18 protein-coding genes are annotated in these 18,349 nt (G+C 74.5%); 9 read left to right on the top strand and 9 right to left on the bottom strand.

All coding sequences use genetic code 11. The features are described from left to right. Window positions 1-234 precede the first annotated feature (234 nt). The 4 genes from ABD343_RS13925 (at window position 235) to ABD343_RS13910 (ending at window position 4,889) form a co-directional block, all read left to right on the top strand. Window positions 235-1,107 carry a biotin--[acetyl-CoA-carboxylase] ligase gene (locus ABD343_RS13925; protein ID WP_344527709.1) on the top strand — a complete coding sequence of 291 codons (873 nt, stop codon included), beginning with the start codon at window positions 235-237 and terminating at the stop codon, window positions 1,105-1,107. A 125-nt stretch (window positions 1,108-1,232) separates the two neighbouring features. Further along, window positions 1,233-2,441, top strand: coding sequence for an adenylate/guanylate cyclase domain-containing protein (locus ABD343_RS13920; protein WP_344527707.1), 1,209 nt, complete (start codon window positions 1,233-1,235; stop codon window positions 2,439-2,441). Between the two features lie 366 nt (window positions 2,442-2,807). Further along, complete coding sequence (locus ABD343_RS13915) at window positions 2,808-3,617, top strand: enoyl-CoA hydratase/isomerase family protein (protein WP_344527705.1); 810 nt, start codon at window positions 2,808-2,810, stop codon at window positions 3,615-3,617. 78 nt (window positions 3,618-3,695) lie between these two features. After that, entirely contained in the window at window positions 3,696-4,889 is a 1,194-nt protein-coding gene (locus tag ABD343_RS13910) for a GGDEF domain-containing protein (protein WP_344528558.1), read from the top strand. Window positions 4,890-5,139: 250 nt separating this feature from the next. Here the strand turns inward: ABD343_RS13910 and ABD343_RS13905 are convergent, their stop codons facing one another. Continuing rightward, window positions 5,140-5,703: a TetR/AcrR family transcriptional regulator gene (locus ABD343_RS13905; RefSeq protein ID WP_344527703.1), complete on the bottom strand. Its 564-nt coding sequence runs from the start codon at window positions 5,701-5,703 to the stop codon at window positions 5,140-5,142. Window positions 5,704-5,826: 123 nt separating this feature from the next. On the opposite strand from ABD343_RS13905, the gene hutH reads away from it, so the two are divergent. Further along, window positions 5,827-7,398, top strand: coding sequence for a histidine ammonia-lyase (gene hutH / locus ABD343_RS13900; RefSeq protein WP_344527701.1), 1,572 nt, complete (start codon window positions 5,827-5,829; stop codon window positions 7,396-7,398). Window positions 7,399-7,425: 27 nt separating this feature from the next. On the opposite strand, the gene ABD343_RS13895 is transcribed toward hutH, so the two are convergent. Beyond that, entirely contained in the window at window positions 7,426-7,599 is a 174-nt protein-coding gene (locus ABD343_RS13895; protein WP_344527699.1) for a hypothetical protein, read from the bottom strand. A 294-nt stretch (window positions 7,600-7,893) separates the two neighbouring features. Between ABD343_RS13895 and ABD343_RS13890 the strand changes: the two genes are divergently transcribed. Both ABD343_RS13890 and ABD343_RS13885 read left to right on the top strand, forming a co-directional pair. Beyond that, on the top strand, window positions 7,894-9,129 hold the full coding sequence (locus ABD343_RS13890) for a L,D-transpeptidase (protein ID WP_344527697.1): 1,236 nt from the start codon (window positions 7,894-7,896) through the stop codon (window positions 9,127-9,129). Between the two features lie 116 nt (window positions 9,130-9,245). Further along, on the top strand, window positions 9,246-10,718 hold the full coding sequence (locus ABD343_RS13885; protein ID WP_425578172.1) for a hypothetical protein: 1,473 nt from the start codon (window positions 9,246-9,248) through the stop codon (window positions 10,716-10,718). On the opposite strand, the gene ABD343_RS13880 is transcribed toward ABD343_RS13885, so the two are convergent. The 6 genes from ABD343_RS13880 to ABD343_RS13855 form a co-directional block, all read right to left on the bottom strand. Beyond that, window positions 10,708-11,151, bottom strand: a complete 444-nt coding sequence (locus ABD343_RS13880) for an acyl-CoA thioesterase (protein ID WP_344527693.1) — start codon at window positions 11,149-11,151, stop codon at window positions 10,708-10,710. The two genes, ABD343_RS13885 and ABD343_RS13880, sit on opposite strands and share 11 nt — an antisense overlap. 95 nt (window positions 11,152-11,246) lie before the next feature. Further along, the gene (locus ABD343_RS13875) at window positions 11,247-11,741 is read right to left on the bottom strand and encodes an FBP domain-containing protein (protein ID WP_344527691.1); all 495 of its coding nucleotides are present in this window, start codon (window positions 11,739-11,741) and stop codon (window positions 11,247-11,249) included. 41 nt (window positions 11,742-11,782) lie between these two features. Continuing rightward, window positions 11,783-12,703 carry a MerR family transcriptional regulator gene (locus ABD343_RS13870; RefSeq protein WP_344527689.1) on the bottom strand — a complete coding sequence of 307 codons (921 nt, stop codon included), beginning with the start codon at window positions 12,701-12,703 and terminating at the stop codon, window positions 11,783-11,785. A gap of 10 nt (window positions 12,704-12,713) precedes the next feature. Further along, window positions 12,714-13,229: a VOC family protein gene (locus ABD343_RS13865; protein WP_344527687.1), complete on the bottom strand. Its 516-nt coding sequence runs from the start codon at window positions 13,227-13,229 to the stop codon at window positions 12,714-12,716. A gap of 23 nt (window positions 13,230-13,252) precedes the next feature. Then, complete coding sequence (locus ABD343_RS13860; protein WP_344527685.1) at window positions 13,253-14,158, bottom strand: phosphorothioated DNA-binding restriction endonuclease; 906 nt, start codon at window positions 14,156-14,158, stop codon at window positions 13,253-13,255. After that, window positions 14,106-15,611: an aminotransferase-like domain-containing protein gene (locus ABD343_RS13855; RefSeq protein ID WP_344527683.1), complete on the bottom strand. Its 1,506-nt coding sequence runs from the start codon at window positions 15,609-15,611 to the stop codon at window positions 14,106-14,108. The genes ABD343_RS13860 and ABD343_RS13855 overlap by 53 nt, the downstream gene beginning before the upstream one ends. Before the next feature lie 63 nt (window positions 15,612-15,674). Between ABD343_RS13855 and ABD343_RS13850 the strand changes: the two genes are divergently transcribed. Both ABD343_RS13850 and ABD343_RS13845 read left to right on the top strand, forming a co-directional pair. Beyond that, a complete protein-coding gene (locus ABD343_RS13850; RefSeq protein WP_344527681.1) occupies window positions 15,675-16,871 on the top strand; it encodes a trans-sulfuration enzyme family protein in 1,197 nt (398 codons plus the stop codon). A gap of 54 nt (window positions 16,872-16,925) precedes the next feature. Beyond that, entirely contained in the window at window positions 16,926-17,705 is a 780-nt protein-coding gene (locus tag ABD343_RS13845; RefSeq protein ID WP_344527680.1) for a VOC family protein, read from the top strand. Here ABD343_RS13845 and ABD343_RS13840 read toward each other — a convergent pair. Beyond that, window positions 17,690-18,313 (bottom strand): hypothetical protein, encoded by a 624-nt coding sequence (locus ABD343_RS13840; RefSeq protein ID WP_344527679.1) that lies wholly within the window; start codon window positions 18,311-18,313, stop codon window positions 17,690-17,692. The genes ABD343_RS13845 and ABD343_RS13840 overlap by 16 nt on opposite strands. Window positions 18,314-18,349 lie beyond the last annotated feature (36 nt).

Raw genomic sequence — 18,349 nt, 5'->3', positions numbered from 1 at the left:
CGTTGACCACATTCCGCTCGCCACTGGGGCGCCCCGCCGACTCCTGCCGCGCAACCCCGCCGGGCCAGGCCCCCGCTTCTCCCCTCCCTTCCCGCGAAGCTCGGGAGGTCTGGAGGGGCAGGCCTCGTGGCGTGGTGACCGGGCGCGCCCGCGCGGCGGAGCCGCATATCGGATACAGGCCCGCGCCCCTGATCGGGCAAGCCCAAAGGCCTGGGGGGCCTCTAGCCTGAGGGGATGGCTGACTCCGACGTACCCCGTAATCGCTGGTCCGATCTGGATCGGCCGCCACTGAACGAGGCCGCACTCCGCAAAGCCCTCGTCCGGGACGACTCGATGTTCACGGCACTCGACGTGGTCCCCAGCATCGGCTCCACCAACACAGAGCTCGCCGCCCGCGCCCGCAAGGGCGAGGCCGAACCCGGCACGGTGCTCGTCGCCGAGGAGCAGACCTCGGGCCGCGGACGGCTGGACCGGGGATGGAGCGCCCCGCCGCGCTCCGGGCTCTTCTTCTCGACCCTGCTGCGCCCCGCGCCCCCCGCCGAGCGCTGGGGCTGGATCCCGCTCCTCGCGGGCGTGGCCGTGGCGGGCGCCCTCGCCCGGACCGCCGGGGTCGACATGGGACTCAAGTGGCCCAACGACGTCCTCGCGCGCGTCGGCGGCGAGGAGCGCAAGCTCGGCGGCATCCTCGCCGAGCGCGTCGAGACCCCCGGCGGCGCCGCGGTCGTCCTCGGCATCGGCCTGAACGTCACGCTGAGCGCCGACGAGCTGCCCGTACCGACGGCCGGCTCCCTCGCGCTGGCGGGCGCGCAGGGCACGGACCGGGACCCGCTGCTGCGGGCCGTGCTGCGCGCGTTCGAGGACTGGTACGGCCGCTGGACGGCCGCCGACGGGGACCCGACGGAGAGCGTGCTGCTGGAGGCATATGCCGCCGGATGCGTGACACTCGGCCGTACCGTACGGGCGGAGCTGCCCGGCGGGGACGAGCTGACGGGCGAGGCGGTCGCCGTGGACGGGGACGGACGGCTGGTGATCGCCTCCGCGGAGGGCGTGCAGCGGCCGGTCGCGGCGGGTGACATCGTGCACCTGCGCCCCACGGCCGGAGAGTGAGCTATCGCACAACTGCCGTATGGTGGGCTCGGCGCTGAGATGTGGCCGGATGAGGCTGAGCAAGAGGAACGGAAGGGCTGTGCGCAGGGACGACGGTACGCCGCGAGGGGTGCAAGGGGCGGGCAGTGACCGTGGATGATCCGGGCACGCCCGCACGTACGTACGAGTCCGCGTCCGCGGGGGACGCGGAGGAGGACGGGGGTTCCGGGGGCGGTACCGGAACCGGTGCCGGTGCCGGTCCTGGTGCCGAGGCCAGTCCGAACGGGGCCGACCCGGCGGAGGCCGCCGATCCGCCCGACGCGGACCCCGCGGACCCGGACGGCGAGGAGGACCCCAGCGCGCTCCGTATCGAGGAGCTGATCCTCGGCTCGGAGCGCCAGTACACCCCGTTCCAGGCCGCGCGGGCCGCGGGCGTCTCGATGGAGCTGGCCTCCCGCTTCTGGCGGGCGATGGGCTTCGCCGACGTCGGCCAGGCCCGTGCCCTGACGGAGGCGGACGTCCTGGCGCTGCGGCGCCTCGCGGGCCTCGTCGAGGCCGGGCTGCTGAGCGAGACGATGGCCGTGCAGGTCGCGCGCTCCACGGGACAGACCACGGCGCGGCTCGCCGACTGGCAGATCGACTCCTTCCTGGAGGGCCTCACCGAGCCGCCCGAGCCGGGCATGACGCGCAACGAGGTCACGTATCCGCTGGTGCAGCTCCTGCTGCCGGAGCTGGAGGAGTTCCTCGTCTACGTCTGGCGGCGCCAGCTCGCCGCCGCGACGGGGCGTGTCGTGCAGGCGCAGGACGACGAGGAGATGGTCGACCGGCGCCAGGCCATCGGCTTCGCGGACCTCGTGGGCTTCACGCGGCTGACGCGGCGGCTGGAGGACGACGAGCTGGGCGAGCTGGTCGAGGCGTTCGAGACGACCTCGGCCGACCTGGTCGCCGCGCACGGCGGGCGGCTGATCAAGGCCCTGGGCGACGAGATCCTCTACGTGGCCGACGACGCGGGCACCGCCGCCGAGATCGGGCTGCGGCTGATCGAGACCATGGCCAACGACGAGACGATGCCCGAGCTGCGCGTCGGCATCGCCTTCGGCACGATGACGACGCGGATGGGCGACGTGTTCGGCAACACGGTCAACCTCGCCAGCCGGCTGACCTCGATAGCGCCCAAGGACACGGTCCTGGTCGACGGTGCGGTACGGGCGGAGCTGACGGCTTCCGGGGACGCCCCGGAGTCCGAGAAGGAGAGCGAGGACCTCTCCGGTTTCCGCTTCGCCCTCCAACCCCTCTACCAGCGCCCTGTCCGTGGCCTCGGCGTGGTCGAACCCTGGCTGCTCCGCCGCCGCTAGCCCCTGCGGGGGGCTTGCGCCGTCTGTTCCGGGGGCCGGGTTCGGGGTGCCCCGTTCTGTGCTCCGCGGGCTGCGGCTGCGTCGTGGCTTGTCGCGCAGTTCCCCGCGCCCCTGCCGGGGCACGTCTTGCTCGCCCTCAACCCCACTGTGCTTGGGAAGTCTGCCACTGGGGGCGCCCCCTGCTCGAAGAGCTTGGGGGAGCAGGGTTGGCAAGCGCAGCCCACTTCGCTGGGTGCGCGCGTACAAGGGCCGGGTTCGGGGTGCCCCGGGCTGTGGTTTGCGGGGCGCGCCCGCGTCGTGGCTTGTCGCGCAGTTCCCCGCGCCCCTTCGGGGCGCTCTCGCCGGGGCGAAACGTAGGGTGCCCGCATGACTCAGACCGAAGCGCGTTACGGAGAGTGGGTCGGCGTCCGGAGGAACCCGGAGACGCATGTCGCTGAGCTCGTCATGGACCGGCCGAAGGCCATGAACGCGATCTCGACCGCCCTCGCACAGGCCCTCACCGAGGCCTGCGCGGAGCTCTCCGCGGACAACGACGTCCGCGCCGTCGTCCTGACCTCCACGCACGAGCGGGCGTTCTGCGTCGGCGCCGACCTCAAGGAGCGCAACGCGCTCAGCGACGCCGAGCTGGGCCGGCAGCGGCCGCACACGCGGGCCGCGTACACGGCCGTACTGGAGCTGCCCGTGCCGACCGTCGCCGCCGTCCACGGGTACGCGCTCGGCGGCGGCTTCGAGCTGGCGCTCTCCTGCGACCTGATCGTCGCCGACCCGACGGCCGTCGTGGGGCTGCCCGAGGTGTCCGTCGGCGTCATCCCGGGCGGGGGCGGCACCCAGCTCCTGCCGCGCCGCGTGGGCGCCGCGCGCGCCGCCGAGCTGATCTACACCGCGCGCCGGGTGGAGGCCGCGGAGGCCCGCGAGCTGGGGCTCGTCGACCGGCTCACGGACGAGGCGGGGCAGGACCGCGAGGAGGCGCTGGCCCTCGCCGCCCGTATCGCGGCGAACTCGCCCGTCGGGCTGCGCGCCGCCAAGCGCGCGCTCCGTACGGGCTGGGGCATGGACCTGCGGGCCGGGCTGGAGGTCGAGGACGCGGCCTGGCGCACGGTCGCCTTCTCGGGGGACCGCGCGGAGGGCGTCGCGGCGTTCAACGAGAAGCGGAAGCCGGACTGGCCGGGCCGGTGACGGAGGGCGTCACCCTCCGTGCACGGGTCCATACGGCGGAACGGGTCGAAGCCTCCTAATCTTGGTCGTATGGGCCGAATGGGAGACGACGCGGACGCCCGGCTCTGTGCCGTGGTGGGGCTGGCACAGGCGATGGCGGCGGCGCACACCTCGGCGCCCGTTCCGGTGCCGGTGCCGGTCCCGTGCGACGACACGCCCCACCTGCCGCACCGCGCGCTCGCGCACGCCGCGGCGCGCGGGGCCCGTGAGGCGCTGGGCGGCTCGTTCGCGGCGATCTCCTGCTGGGAGCGGGACCGGGGGCGGCTGCGGGTGCTGGTGAACGTGGGGGAGCTGGCCGAGGGCGAGGAGGAGTTCCCGGCCGACGAGTCGTACCCGGTGCACGACTTCCCGGAGATCACCGAGTTCCTGCACGAGGAGTGGGCGGGCGGCGGGGGCGAGCCGCACGCCTGGGTCGGCACCCGGGACGACGCGTTCTCGGGGCGGTCCAACGCGCTGCGCCGCCGTGGGCGGGGCTCGTGCGTCGTCGCGCCGCTGGTGCTGCACGGGCGGGCGTGGGGAGAGCTGCACGTCGCCCGCGGCACGGGGGAGCCCGCCTTCGACCGGGGTGACGCCGCGTTCGCGACGGTGCTGGCGGCGATCATCGCCTCGGGTCTCGCGCAGGACGAGCACCTGGAGGAGGTCCGCCGCCTCGCGTTCTCCGACCCGCTGACGGGCCTGGCCAACCGGCGGGCCGTGGACGCGCGGCTGGACGAGGCGGTGGAGTCGCACCGGGAGCACGGCACCGTCGTGAGCCTCGTGGTCTGCGACATCAACGGCCTCAAGCGGGTCAACGACGCGCACGGCCATGAGGCGGGCGACAGGCTGCTGGAACGATTCGGCTCGGTGCTGTCCCTGTGCGGCGCGATGCTGCCGGGCGCGCTCGCGGGGCGGCTGGGCGGCGACGAGTTCTGCCTGCTCGCCCCCGGGCCCACCGCCGACGAGGTGGTCCGCGCCGCCGACGAGCTGTGCCGCAGGGCGGCCGGTCTGGAGCTGGGCGAGGGCGTGGCGTGCGGGGTGGCCTCGACGGGCGACCCGATCGGCGAGGTCCGCAGCGCACGCCGCCTCTTCCGGCTCGCGGACGCCGCTCAGTACCGCGCGAAGGCGGCGCGCTCCCCGAAGCCGGTTGTCGCGGGGCGCGACGGGGGAGCCGACGATCCCGTGGTCCGGCTCGCGGACGCCCCCGCGGTGTCCCCCCGGGGGGAACGCCGCACCTTCCGCGGCCGCCACCTTTGAGGCGCGCCCCGCGGATCAGGGCTGGGTTCGGGGTGCCCCGTGCGGTGCGTTGCAGGCTGCGACGGCGTCGTGGCTGGTCGCGCAGTTCCCCGCGCCCTGATCGGGCAAGCCCCGAAGTCTTGTACGGGCCCGCGCCCCTGACGGGGCGCTGCGAGGAGTGCCCTCAAGGGGCGCGGGGAACTGCGCGCGCGACCATCCGCGATCCGCAGCCTGCAACGCGCAGCAAGGGGCAGTCCCTGCTCAGGGGCCCCTACGGCCAGTTCTCCAAGGTCCGGTGGAGGGCTTCCAGGGAGCGTTCCCACGAGGCGCGGACGGGCCGGGGCGCGCCGAAGCCGCCGCCCGCCTCCAGGTGGACGTAGCCGTGGAAGGTGGCCCGCAGCAGCCGTGCCGCGTCGGTGGCGTCGGGCTCCTCCAGCCCGTAGCCGCGCAGCAGCCCGTACGTCAGCTCGACGCCGCGCAGGAAGCCGGGGTCGTCGGCGTGCTCCTCAGGGTCGAGGGGGAGCTGGAGCGCGGCGTACCGGCCGGGGTGTTCCAGGCCGTACGCGCGGTACGTGTCGGCGAAGGCGACGAGCGCGTCCCGGCGGGCGCGTCCCGCGACGGCGGCGCCGAGGACGTCGGCCAGCTCGGCCGCCGCGAGGAGCGCGATCCGGGTGCGCAGGTCGCGGACGCCGCGCACGTGCGAGTAGAGGCTCGCGTCCTTGACGCCGAAGTCGCGGGCGAGCGCGGAGAGCGTGACGTTGTCGAGCCCTCGGGCGTCCGCGAGGTCGGCCGCCGCGGCGGTGATCCGCTCGGCCGTCAGTCCGGCGCGCGGCATGGGCACCCTCCACCCTCCACAACTCGCGAACCTAGGCCTGGCAGCGTGCAGCCTAATGCACCTAGGCAGGCGCGGACCGCTCTCTCGTGACAGAACGACATTCACTCACTAGGGTTCGTGAATATGGATATGCACACAGTGAGGGTGGGGTCCTCCGGGGTCACCCCCGGGGACGTCGTCGCCGTCGCCCGTCACGGGGCACGGGTCGAGCTGACAGACGAGGCGCTCGAAGCGCTGCGCACCGCCCGCCGGTTCATCGAGGACCTCGCCGCCAAGCCGGACCCCGTCTACGGCGTATCCACCGGCTTCGGCGCGCTCGCCGTCCGGCACATCGGCCACGACCTGCGCACCCAGCTCCAGCGCAACATCGTGCGCTCGCACGCCGCGGGCATGGGCCCGCGCGTGGAGCGCGAGGTCGTGCGCGCGCTGATGTTCCTCCGCCTCAAGACCGTCGCCTCCGGGCACACGGGCGTACGGCCCGAGGTCGCGCAGTCCATGGCCGACGTGCTCAACGCGGGCATCACCCCCGTCGTCCACGAGTACGGCTCGCTCGGCTGCTCCGGGGACCTCGCGCCGCTCTCGCACTGCGCCCTGACGCTCATGGGCGAGGGCGAGGCCGAGGGCCCCGACGGCGAGGTCCGCCCGGCGCGCGAGCTGCTGGCCGAGCATGGCATCGCCCCCGTCGAGCTGCGCGAGAAGGAGGGGCTGGCGCTGCTCAACGGGACCGACGGCATGCTCGGCATGCTGCTCATGGCCTGCGACGACCTCGCCCGGCTCTACACCTCGGCCGACATCGCCGCCGCGCTCAGCCTGGAGGCGCTGCTCGGCACCGACCGCGTCCTCGCGCCCGAGCTGCACGCCATCCGCCCCCACCCGGGGCAGGCCGCGAGCGCGGCGAACATGCTCAAGGTCCTGGACGGCTCCGGCATGACCGGGCACCACCAGACCGGCCACGACGGGCAGGCGGCGGCGCCGCGCGTCCAGGACGCGTACTCGGTGCGGTGCGCGCCGCAGGTCGCGGGCGCGGGCCGGGACACCCTCGCGCACGCGTGCGTGGTCGCCGAGCGCGAGCTGGCCGCCGCCGTCGACAACCCCGTGGTGCTGCCGGACGGCCGCGTGGAGTCGAACGGCAACTTCCACGGCGCGCCCGTGGCGTACGTGCTCGACTTCCTCGCCGTCGCCGTCGCCGACCTCGCGTCGATCGCGGAGCGGCGTACGGACCGGCTGCTGGACAAGAACCGCTCGCACGGCCTGCCGCCCTTCCTCGCGCACGACCCCGGCGTGGACTCGGGGCTGATGATCGCCCAGTACACGCAGGCGGCGCTGGTCAGCGAGTTGAAGCGGCTCGCCGCCCCGGCCTCGGCCGACTCGATCCCGTCCTCGGCGATGCAGGAGGACCACGTCTCCATGGGCTGGTCGGCGGCGCGCAAGCTGCGGACCGCCGTGGACAACCTGACCCGCGTGATCGCCGTCGAGCTGTACGCCGCGGCGCGGGCCCTGGAGATCCGCGAGGGCGCGGGCGCGCTGCCGGGCGGCGAGGCGGGCCGCGCCGTGGTCCGGGCGCTGCGCGAGGCGGGCGCCGAAGGGCCGGGCGAGGACCGTTTCCTCTCGCCGGATCTGGGCACCTCGGAGGAGTTCGTCCGTACGGGGGCGCTGCTCCGTGCCGTGGAGCCGGTGACGGGCGAGCTGGTCTGAGGTCCGCCGTGCCCCCGCGGGCGCGGGCTAGCGGGGGTGGGCGGGCTGGTGATCGGTCACCTGAGGGTGCCCTTTCGGTGCTTCCTGGGTCGCGTTCGCGGAGGGGACGAACCAGAGGGCGAGGAGCAGGCCGCCCGCCACCGCGGCGGTGACGAGAGGGCGGCGATGCGCGGACACGCGGGAGAGTCCGGATCCGGACACGGGGAGACTCCGTCGGGGGTGCGTGAACTAACCGTACGGGCGCCGATGTTACTGACAGGGAGGGGGCCAAAGGAAGCCGTCATTCCGTTCACCTGCGGGAGCGCGGCATACGACCCGGATGAGTGTTCTACCCCACAGTTTCACCGAAAGTGGAACCGGTCATAGTCACGCTTGCGTTCTCTTGCGTAGTGCTGGGGTTCGCATGTCCGGTTTCGGATGGTGTGCGGGCGTACACAGCCGTCCGCGTCAAATCGGGGAGACATGGGGTTCCGAGGGTAAATGGAGAGGCCAGTGATGACGGTGGGGAAGCGCCGTAAAGGCATTGCGGCGACGGCCGTACTGCTCGGCGGCGTTCTGACGCTGACCGCGTGCGGTGGCGGCGGCGATGACGGCGGCGACGACAGCTCCGCGGCGAAGTCCGAGATATCGGGCAAGAAGGACAGCACGTCGGACGCGCGAATAAAGATCACCGGCAAGGACGGCTCGGACAGCGCGAGCATCAACACCGGTGGCAACATCACCGTCAAGGGCGGCAAGCTCACGAGCGTGACCATGAAGGCCGCCCAGAGCGGTACCCAGGTCGAGGGTGAGCTGGCGGCGAACGGCAAGTCCTGGAAGCCCAAGCAGGCGCTGGAGCGGGCCACGAAGTACGAGGTCACCGCGAAGGCGAAGGACGGCGAGGGCCGCAAGGCCGTCGAGAACTCGACCTTCACCACCGTCTCGCCGGACAACAGCTTCATCGGGACCTACGCGGGCGAGGACGGCGCCAAGGTGGGCGTCGGGATGCCGGTGTCGATCACCTTCGACAAGCAGATCGCCAACAAGAAGGCCGTCCAGTCCGCGATCAAGGTCAAGTCGACCAGCGGCCAGGAGATCGTGGGCCACTGGTTCGGCAGCGACCGGCTGGACTTCCGCCCCGAGGACTACTGGAAGCCGAACACCAAGATCACCGTCGACCTGAACCTCGACGGCGTGAAGGGCGGCCAGGGCATCACCGGCGTCCAGGACAAGACCGTCACCTTCAACGTCGGCCGCTCGCAGATCACGACCGTGGACGCGAAGACCTACAAGATGAAGGTCGTCCGCGACGGCAAGACCATCAAGACCATCCCCATCTCCGCGGGCAGCGCCAAGAACCCGACGTACAACGGCAAGATGGTGATCTCCGAGAAGCACAAGGAGACCCGGATGGACGGCAACACGGTCGGATTCGGCCGTAAGGGCGCGGAGGGCTACGACATCCCCGACGTGCCGCACGCCATGCGGCTGTCCACCTCCGGCACCTTCATCCACGGCAACTACTGGGGCGCCCCCTTCGGCTCCGGCAACACCAGCCACGGCTGCGTGGGCATGAAGGACGCCAAGGGCGCGGGCGACTCCGGCACCGACGGCGCGTGGTTCTACGACAACTCGCTCATCGGCGACGTCGTCGTCATGAAGGGCTCCCCGGACAAGACCATCCAGCCCGACAACGGCCTCAACGGCTGGAACATGGACTGGTCGGAGTGGAAGGCGGGCTCCGCCGTCTGACCCACGGCGCGCCACCGCACCGGCTGAGCCGCGCCGCCGGCTGAGCCGCCCGGGACACAGGGGCGGGGCACGGATCCTCACGAGGGTCCGTGCCCCGCCCCTTTCATGGGTGCAAGATGCGTGATGTGAAGCGTCCTGCGCGGATTGATCCGCATCGCCTGCTGATCGCGGTATGTGCGCTTTTCGTTCTCGTCTCGACCGTTCTCGTTCCCCCGACGCTGGCGCTGGGCTGGGACGAGATCGTCTACGCCAGCCGCTTCCCGCCGCACGGTCCGGGCCCCGAGGTGCCGTTCAGCGCGCCCCGTACGCGCGGGGTGCCGCTCCTCATCGCGCCCGTGGCGGCCTTCAGCGACTCGGTGGGGCTGCTGCGCTGCTACCTCACGCTGGCCGCCGCGCTCGCCCTCTACCTCGGTTTCCGGCCCTGGCTCGCCCTCGCCGCCCGCGCGGGCTTCCCCGCCGGGACCGTGCCGCTCGCCGCCGGGCTCTACGGCGGCCTGTGGACCGCGCTCTTCTACGCGGGGGCCGCGATGCCCAACCACTACGTCGCGACGGGGCTCGCCTGCGCCGTCGGCTGCTTCCTGCGCGTGCTGGACGGCGCGGGCGGGCGCGCGTACGCCGGGCTCGTCGGCGGGCTCGCCGCCGCCGCGCTGATGCGGCCCCACGACGCCGTCTGGCCCGGACTGGTGCTGCTCGCCGCCGTGCCGCTCCTGGCGGCGGGCCGGAGGGCGGGCAGAAGGAGGGTGCGGTGGCGCCTGAGCGGTGCCGTGTGCGGGGGGCTGGCGCTCGGACTGGTGCCCTGGGCCGTCGAGGCGTGGCTGCGGTTCGGCGGCGTACGGGAACGGCTGCGCGAGGCCAGCGGCGTCCAGGGCGGCATGAGCCCCGCCTTCTCGCTGCCGGAACACGCGGCGGCGCTCGACGGGCCGCTGCTGTGCCGCCCGTGCGGCGCCGCCGGGACCGACTGGGCCTCGGCGGGCTGGTGGCTGCTGCTGCCGCCCCTCGTCGCGCTCGGGCTGTGGGCTGCGCGCGCGGCGGGACGGCTCGCGTGGGCCGCGCTGCCGGTGGCCGCCGCGCTCGCGGTGGCCGTGCCGTATCTCTTCTTCCTCGACTACGCGGCGCCCCGCTTCCTGCTGCCCGCCTACGCGCTGCTCGCGCCGGTCGCCGCTGCGGGCGCGTGCGCGGCCCTGCGGGCGCGGGCCCTGCGGGCGCGGCGCGTGCTCCTCCCCGTGGCCGCCGTGTTGCTCGTGTCCCACCTCGCCTACCAGGCCCACCAGGCGGGGCTGCACTCCGGCATCCAGGCGGGGGCCCGCGAGGACTGGCGGCGCATGGAGCGGCTGCTGCGCGCGCACGGGGTGGAGCCGCCGTGCGTGCTGCGCGGCAACAGCTCCGTGATCCCCGTCGCCCACGTGGCGGGCTGCGCGGCGGGGGAGGGGCCCGCGGGCCCCGGCCGGGCGAGCGCGCTCGTCCTGCGCGGACGGCCGCTGCCCGCGTGGGCCGTGGGCGCGGGCTGGCGCGCGTTCCCCGTCCCCGGCACGTACAACCCGGGGTGGCGGATCGCGGTGCCGCCCGGGGAGGGCGCCGTCAGGCCGTGAGGCCCAGCACCGCGGGGTCGGAGGCCAGCTCCATCAGGGGCTTGCGCGGGTCCTCGACCAGGCGGCGCGTGCGCAGGTCGAGGATCCCGCCCACCGCGTCGACCGTGGCGGTGAGGGTCCCGTCGGCCGTGCGGACGGTCTGCCGCACGGCGTGCACCTTCCGGCCCTCCGTCCACTCGAAGGCGCAGCTCACCTCGGCCTCGTCGCCCGCGCGCAGCTCCCGCAGGTACTTCACCGTGGTCTCCAGTACGACGGGGCCGTACCCGGCCGCGACCAGGGCCGCCTGCTCGACGCCGGCCGCGCGCAGCAGGGACCAGCGGGCGTGCTCGGCGTACTGGAGATAGACGGCCTGGTTCAGGTGGCCCTGGGTGTCCGTCTCGTACCCCCGCACCGTGACGGGGACGCTGAACGCCGGGGGCTGCTGCTCGGGCATGGGGCTCCTTCGGATCGGCTCGCGGGCATCCGTCGGCGGAACAGCGGGGCGGGGCCCGGCCATTCCCGTACGGACCCCGTACGGATCCCGCACGGTCAGCCGTCCAGCTTGTCCAGGAACGCGAAGAGGTTGGCCCGGGTGCGGGCGATCTGCTCCTCCACCGAGAGCGACTCCTGGAGCCGCCCGCCGGAGGCCGGGATCTTCTTGCCGCGCACGTAGAGCGAGCAGGCCAGGTCGGTGCACATGTACGCCCCCACCGTGTTGCCCTCGCGGCCCGCCTTGCCCGTCCTGCGCGCCGCCATGAGCGTCACGCCGTCCCCCGGGTGCGTGGTCAGGCAGACCGAGCACATCGTGTGGTTCCGGGCGACGCGGGGCTGCGAGGGGATGCGCAGCACGATGCCGACGAGCCGGTCGTCGCGCTCGGCCACGAGATAACGGCGGTCCGGCGCGCCCGGGTCGCGCCAGCCCAGGAAGTCGAGATCGCCCCAGGGGCGTTCGTCCAGGTCACGGGGGACGCCGAGGCGCTTGGCCTCGCCCCGCGAGCAGTTGACGAACGAGGCGCGGATATCGGGTTCACGTGCGGCTCTCATGTGGGCGACGCTAACTTTGCCTAGGATGCCTAGGCAAACGGTTATTTCTTATAGGCCTCTGGCGAGGGAATATCGGACGTCCCGGTCCCGGTCTCCCCGGTCCCGGTCTCCCCGGGCTCCGGCCAGGTCGCCGTCTCCGGGTCGGTGCCATGGGCGCGGGCGTTCGCGTCGACCGTCCCGCGCAGCCAGGCGCCGAGGCCCGGCTCCATCGCGTCGTAGTAGGCGGCGAACCTGCCCTCGCCGGTGAACTCGCGGGCGAGGCAGACCTGCATCGCGTGCGTGCAGTCGAAGTACGTGGACATGAGCGCGCGGTGGCGCTCGGCGAGGGCGTTCGCCGCCTCGGAGCCGGGCGCCGCGCCCGCGCGGAGGGCGGCGGCGAAATCGGCGTTCAGCTCCTCCGTACGGGCCGCGATCTCCTTCCAGTCCTCCGGCGACTTCGCGGCGGCCCGCTCCGCGTACTGCGCCCACTGCGCGCTGCCGCCCCAGCGCTCCTCGGCCTCGTCGGTCCAGTCGGGCCGCCAGTCGTCGCCGAAGATCTCGACCTGCTGGCGCGGGGTCAGCCGCATCCCCCGGCGCGAGGCCTCCAGCATGCGGTCGACGGCGCCGATCATCTTCTCCAGCCGCGCGACGCGCTCCACGAGCTGCTCCCGCTGGCGGCGCAGCCGCCCGCGCGCGTCGGTGTCCGGCGCGTCGAGGAGGCGGCCGATCTCGGCGAGCGGCAGGCCGGTCTCCCGGTGGACGAGGACCTGGTGCACGCGGGCGATGTCCTCGTCCGCGTACAGCCGGTAGCCCGCCCTCGTCCGCCCGCTCGGGCGGACGAGGCCGATGGCGTCCCAGTGGTGCAGCGTCTTGACGCTGACCCCGACGAGCGCGGCGGCCCGGCCGACGGTCAGCAGCCGGGACCCGCCCGCCGGGGGCTCCGGCGGGGGTCCGGCCGGGGGCTCCTCGCGCGCGTCGGTCATGCGGTCAGTCTCACGCACTCCGGTCCGGGATCCCGAAGTCGAAGCCCGCCTCGCGCAGCCGGGCCTCCGCCGGGCCGCCCGGCTCGATCGGCCGGGCGGCGGTCATCACGACGCGGGTGTTCTCCGGCGTGACGACCGTCAGCTCGACCGAGTTCCACAGCATCTCCTCCGGGCCGCTGACGCAGCCCGGCACCAGCTTCTCGCAGGCCTCCGCGATCTCCTCGATCTGGCTGAGGACGCAGGAGAAGGCCATGCCCGTCGCCGGAGTCCCGGCCGCGTGGCCGGGGGCGCGCTCGCCGGGCACGAGCAGCACGTCCTGGAACGCCCACCGCCGCAGGTGCGTGACCTGGCCGGGGAGCGTGTAGAAGTCGACGAAGCCGAGCCCGCGGACCCAGAAGTCCGCCGAGGCCGCGAGATCGGGCGTGGGTACGTGGAGGTAGGCCGGCATGCCGTAGATCTCGCGGCAGACCTCGGGGGCCTCCGCGTCGTCGGCGGGCATGGGCACGGGGCTGATGTAGGTGCTCATGCCGAGGATCGTCGAGCCTCCTGTTACGTCAGGGTCAAGCCCTTTCGGCCGTCGCCCTTGAACACCTCCCGGCGGTGCCACTCCGCGTACGGCGCGGCCACCGGTTCGCTCCCGTCCTCCGGTACGGCCACCGGGCGTCCGCGCAGCTCCCGCACCTGCGTACGGGCTGCCGTGCCCGCGCCGTCGAACGCGTCCGAGACGAGGATCCGCCGCTCGGGCCCCAGCCCCAGCACCCCCTTGTCGAACAGCTTGTGGTGCAGGGCGCACAGGCACAGCCCGTTGGCGACCGCGTCGGGCCCGCGGAACGCCCACCACCGCACATGCGCGGCCTCCAGCCCCACCGGGGTGCGCCCCAGCCTGCCGTCGAAGCCGCAGAACGCGCACCGGTACGCGTACGCCGCCAGTACCCGGCGCCGGATACCGGCGGCCCGCGGCCGGTCCCGCGCCTCCCGGGGGATGCCGCGCAGCGCGTCGGCGGCCTCCAGGTCGAGCCCGGCGTCCAGCGCGATGTCCGTGTGCAGGGACGGCGGGAAGTGCAGCCCGAGCAGGGTGTGCGCGAGCTGCCCCAGCAGGTCGGGCTCGCGCGCGAGCGCCTCCCGCAGCCCCGGCGCGAGGCGCCCGGCGGCGCCGCTCGCGCGCAGCGCGCCGACCCTGGGCCCGGGGCTGCCCCCGCCGTCCTCGGTCCGCACCTCCCACACGCCGTCGGTGGCGAGGTGGTGGAAGGGGTACGCGGGGGTCGTCTCCCGCCGGGGCCCGTACGCGCGCAGCAGGCCGAGAAGGTCCCGTTCGACGTCCGTGAAGCGCAGCGCGGCGTCCGGGTCCCGCTGGAAGGAGCCCAGCGCGTAGAGCATCAACAGGGGCTTGTGCGGGGCCCGTTCACCCTCCCGCGTCCACTGCTTCAGGCGTCCGGTCCGCTCGATCCAGTCCATGCGGCGACTCTACGGAGTACGCGCGCCAGGCCGCCGTCAGGCGCCGTACCGCCTCGGTGAGTTCGGCGGGGGAGGAGAGGAAGTGCAGGCGCAGACAGCGGGTGCTCGCGCCCGTGGGGTCGACGACGGCGCCGGGGAGGACCGCCACCCCGTGCCGGAGCGCGACCTGCGCGAAGGAGACGGCGTCGCCCAGCGGGAGCCGCGCCCACAGCGTCTGCCCGCCGCGGACCGGGGGACAGTGCCAGGACGGCAGGCTCCGGGCCAGCTCGGCGCGGAGAAGGTCGTGCCGGGCGCGCAGTTCGCGCACGCGCCGGGCGCGCAGCGCGTCGAGCCCGGCGACGAGCGTCACGGCCGCGAGCTGCGCGGGGACATCCGTGCCCAGGTCGTGGACGGCCTTGAGGCGCGCGAGCCGGGCCACGAGCGGCGCGGGACCGCGCAGCCAGCCGATGCGCAGCCCGCCCCAGACGACCTTGCTGAGCGAGCCGAGCGTGATGACGTCCGCGGCGCCGTCCAGCGCGGCGAGCGGCGGCGGGCCGGGGAACCCGGAGCCGTCCAGGGGGAGTTCGGCCAGCACCTCGTCGTCCACCAGCGGCACCCCGTGCGCCCGCGCCGCCTCCGCGAGGCGGCGCGCGGGCAGCGGCGGCAGCACGCCGCCCGTCGGGTTCTGGAAGCGCGAGATGACGTACGCGAACGCGGGCCGGTGCGCGGCCAGCACCCGGACCGCCGTGTCCACGTCCACCCCGTCCGGGCCCGTCGGCACCGGCAGCGGCACGCCCGCCGCCTCGCGGAAGAGGTCCAGCGCGCCCGGGTACGTCGGCGCCTCCACCAGCACCGGGTCGCCGGGCGCGACGAGGTGCCGGGTGAGCAGCGCGAGGGCCTGCTGCGCGCCGGTCGTGACGAGGATCTGCTCGGGCGCCGTCGTCAGGCCCCGGGCCGTGAAGCGGTCCGCGAGCGCGGCGCGCAGCGCGGGGTGCCCCGCCGGGTGGTAGCCGAGGTCGCCCTCGGCGGGGAAGGCGACGCCCGCGTACGCCCGGGCGACCTCGGGCGGGGCGCCCTCGGGGGAGGCGCAGCTCAGCAGGATGACGCCGTCGGGCGGTTCGAGCAGGTGCAGGAAGAGCGGGTTCGAGGTCGCGTCGCCCGCCGCCAGGCGCTCGTCGGGCGGCGCCAGCGCGACGTCCGCGACGCGGGTGCCGCTGCCCTGGCGCCGGACGATCCGGCCCTCCTGGCGCAGCGCCTCGTACGCCGCGACGACCGTCGTGCGGCCCACGGCCAGCGCTGCCGCCAGCGCGCGGTCGGGCGGCAGCGCGGCGCCGGGCCGCAGTACGCCCTCGTCGATGAGCTGCCGGAAGCGCGCGGCCAGCAGCAGATAGAGCGGCCCGCGCCCGGCGGACCAGCGGCCGAGCCGGGCCACGAGCGAGGCGACGGACGCGCGGGGGGCCGGGGTGGGAGTCATAGGGGGACCAATCTGCGGGATTGGCTCTGTGAGGGCAACCCAATTCCCCGAAGACTGGCGGGCATGACGCACCACGCAGACCCCACCAGGCACCGCGCCCACACCCGCGCCGTCCACGCGCCCGTCGTCCGCCCCGAGGGCAGCACGCCGCTGACCACCCCGCTCTACCAGGGCCACCTCTTCTCGTTCGACTCGGCGGACGAGCTGGTCGCGGCCTTCGACGGCCCGGACGGCGCCTTCCTCTACGGGCGCTACGGCAACCCCACCGTCCGCGCCTTCGAGGAGGCCGTCGCCGGACTGGAGGGCGGAGGCACCGCGCTGGCCGCCGCGTCCGGGATGGGCACCATCAGCACCACGCTCCACGCGCTGCTGTCCCCGGGCGACCACGTGATCGCCCAGGAGAGCCTGTACGGCGGGACGTACGCCCTGCTCACCGACCTCGCGGAGCGGTGGGGCGTCGAGGTGACGTACGTGTCGGGGCGGGACGCCGAGGAGGTGCGCGGCGCGCTGCGCCCCCGCACCCGCGTCCTCTACCTGGAGACGATCTCCAACCCGATGACCTGCGTCGCCGACATCCCCGCGCTGGCCGGGGCCCTGAAGGACGACGGGTCCGGCGTCCTGACGGTCGTCGACAACACCTTCGCCTCGCCGCTGCTGTGCCGCCCCCTGGAGCACGGCGCCGACATCGTCCTGCACTCGGCGACGAAGTACCTGGGCGGGCACGCGGACCTGATCGGCGGCGTGGCCGTCTTCAAGGACCCCGAGGTCCACCGCCGGGTGTGGCGGCAGTCGCTGGAGCACGGCGCGGTGTTCGACCCGTTCGCGGCGTGGCTGGCGCTGCGCGGCACGCAGACGCTCGGCCTGCGCGTCGAGCGGCACAGCGCGAACGCCCAGGCCCTCGCCGAGCGCCTCGACGGCCACCCCGCCGTCACGGCCGTCCACTACCCGGGCCTGCCCTCGCACCCCGACCACGAGGTCGCCCGGCGGCTGCTGTCCGGGTGCGGCGGGCTGCTCTCCTTCGACGTGGCGGGCGGCCGGGACGCGGGCCGGAAGGTCATGGACGCGCTCCGGCTGGCCTCGCGCAACGCCTCGCTGGGCGACGTCCGTACGTTCGTCATGCACCCCGCGACGACCTCGCACCGTCAGCTCACCCCCGAGGCGCTGGCGGCGGCGGGCATCGGCGAGGGCACTATCCGGCTGTCGGTCGGCATCGAGCACGTGGACGACCTGTGGGAGGATCTCCAGGACGCACTAAGGTGAGGCTTTCCTAAGTCTCTTGTGTCTCCCGCGTCACCTGCCCGAAGGGAAGCGTCCGTGCGCGAAGATCTCACCTTCCACGGCCCCGCGTTCGACCACCTGGTCCATGTCGTGCCGGACCTCGACGCGGCCGTCGCCGCGTACCGGGAGGCGGGCCTCCCCGCCTCCCGTGCCGCCGCCCCGGCGGCGCCCGGCCTGGGCTTCAGCAACGGCAGTTGGCGTACGGACGGCACCCGGTACGTCGAACTCCTCCGCCTCGACGACGAGTCGGCGTACACCGCCTCGACCTACGCGGGGCAGGCCCGGCACTTCGCCCCCGACCTCCGCGCCGCGGCGGCGGAGGGCGGGGCCGCGGTCGGCGTCGGCGTGATCGTCCCCGACACGGCCGAGGCGGTCGCCCGGATGCGGGCCCTCGGGACCCGCGTCGAGCACGTCGTCCCCACGTTCCCGCGCGGCGAGGGCACGATCTCCTACGACATCGGCTGGCCCGTCGACGGCCCGGCCTGGCGGCCGTTCGTCCTCACCTACCCCGGAACCCGGCAGGAGCGTGCCGCGCTCCTCGAAGCCCGCAAGCCGGAGCGGGCGCCCTTCGCGATCGAGGCCCTCCGCGTCGAGACCCCGGACCCGGAGGGGGACGCCCTGTGGACGGCCCGCGCGCTCGGACTGCCCGGGCCCGTGCGGGAGGGCGGGGAGTGGCGCGTGGCGCTCCCGGAGGGGGAGCTGAGACTCTTCCGGGGCCCGCGCGCCCGGGTCGCCTCGGTCCTGCTGACCCCGGGGCCCGACGGGACGCCCGTCCCGGAGGGGAGCGTGCTGGGGCTCGACTACCGGGCCGCGTGAGTCGCGTAGTCCAGCAGCCGCGCCAGCCGCACCCAAGGGAGCGTGGTCACGGCGGGGCGTGCCTCCAACTCCCTTATTATGGACGCCAGTTGGCCACGCGTGGACTCGTCCGGCCGTCCCAGCGCGGCGAGGAATCCGGCGGCGCAGGCGTCGAGCGTGCGGTGGAGGGACGGGTCCGGCGGTTCCGGCGAGGCGCGGCGCAACGCGGCGTGCTGGTCCGCGACGGCGGCCACCAGCCCGAGCCGCGAGGGCGGGCTGTCGCCGGGCCAGCGGGGCCTGCCCCGCCCGCCGGGCGCGAGCGGAACAGCTTCCGCCCCGCGAGGCACACGCAGCCCTCTCGCCTTCTCCGCGCGCCGTACGGCGGCGTACGCCGCGACGTCCCGGAGCCACACCGCCCGGCTCTCTTCCAGCACCGCGAGCGCGCGGACGAGCGCGGCAGGGTCGCGGCGGAGGTCGGGGGAGGGGAGGGCCTCGGTGATGACGTAGGCCCAGGTCGCGTGGAAGCCGAGGGGGCCGTAGCGCTCCACGGCATGGCGAAGGGCCCCGTGCCGCCGGTGCGGCGGGAGCCCTTCGTCCCGTACCTGGCGCGCGTACGTCCCGAAACTCACGGGACGATCCTCGCAGCTCCGTTCTCCCTGCGTGCG

Source organism: Streptomyces albiaxialis, assembly GCF_039530985.1.
Taxonomy (GTDB): Bacteria; Actinomycetota; Actinomycetes; order Streptomycetales; family Streptomycetaceae; genus Streptomyces; species Streptomyces albiaxialis.
This window is presented reverse-complemented; position numbering and strand designations above follow the sequence as displayed.

Coding starts and splice junctions, on each gene's coding strand:
- ABD343_RS13925 (WP_344527709.1), top strand. CDS start 235: ATGGCTGACTCCGACGTACCCCGTAATCGCTGGTCCGATCTGGATCGG.
- ABD343_RS13890 (WP_344527697.1), top strand. CDS start 7,894: ATGACGGTGGGGAAGCGCCGTAAAGGCATTGCGGCGACGGCCGTACTG.
- ABD343_RS13880 (WP_344527693.1), bottom strand. CDS start 11,151: ATGCCCGAGCAGCAGCCCCCGGCGTTCAGCGTCCCCGTCACGGTGCGG.
- hutH (WP_344527701.1), top strand. CDS start 5,827: ATGGATATGCACACAGTGAGGGTGGGGTCCTCCGGGGTCACCCCCGGG.
- ABD343_RS13850 (WP_344527681.1), top strand. CDS start 15,675: ATGACGCACCACGCAGACCCCACCAGGCACCGCGCCCACACCCGCGCC.
- ABD343_RS13905 (WP_344527703.1), bottom strand. CDS start 5,703: ATGCCGCGCGCCGGACTGACGGCCGAGCGGATCACCGCCGCGGCGGCC.
- ABD343_RS13860 (WP_344527685.1), bottom strand. CDS start 14,158: ATGGACTGGATCGAGCGGACCGGACGCCTGAAGCAGTGGACGCGGGAG.
- ABD343_RS13875 (WP_344527691.1), bottom strand. CDS start 11,741: ATGAGAGCCGCACGTGAACCCGATATCCGCGCCTCGTTCGTCAACTGC.
- ABD343_RS13865 (WP_344527687.1), bottom strand. CDS start 13,229: ATGAGCACCTACATCAGCCCCGTGCCCATGCCCGCCGACGACGCGGAG.
- ABD343_RS13915 (WP_344527705.1), top strand. CDS start 2,808: ATGACTCAGACCGAAGCGCGTTACGGAGAGTGGGTCGGCGTCCGGAGG.
- ABD343_RS13885 (WP_425578172.1), top strand. CDS start 9,246: ATGCGTGATGTGAAGCGTCCTGCGCGGATTGATCCGCATCGCCTGCTG.
- ABD343_RS13910 (WP_344528558.1), top strand. CDS start 3,696: ATGGGAGACGACGCGGACGCCCGGCTCTGTGCCGTGGTGGGGCTGGCA.
- ABD343_RS13855 (WP_344527683.1), bottom strand. CDS start 15,611: ATGACTCCCACCCCGGCCCCCCGCGCGTCCGTCGCCTCGCTCGTGGCC.
- ABD343_RS13870 (WP_344527689.1), bottom strand. CDS start 12,703: ATGACCGACGCGCGCGAGGAGCCCCCGGCCGGACCCCCGCCGGAGCCC.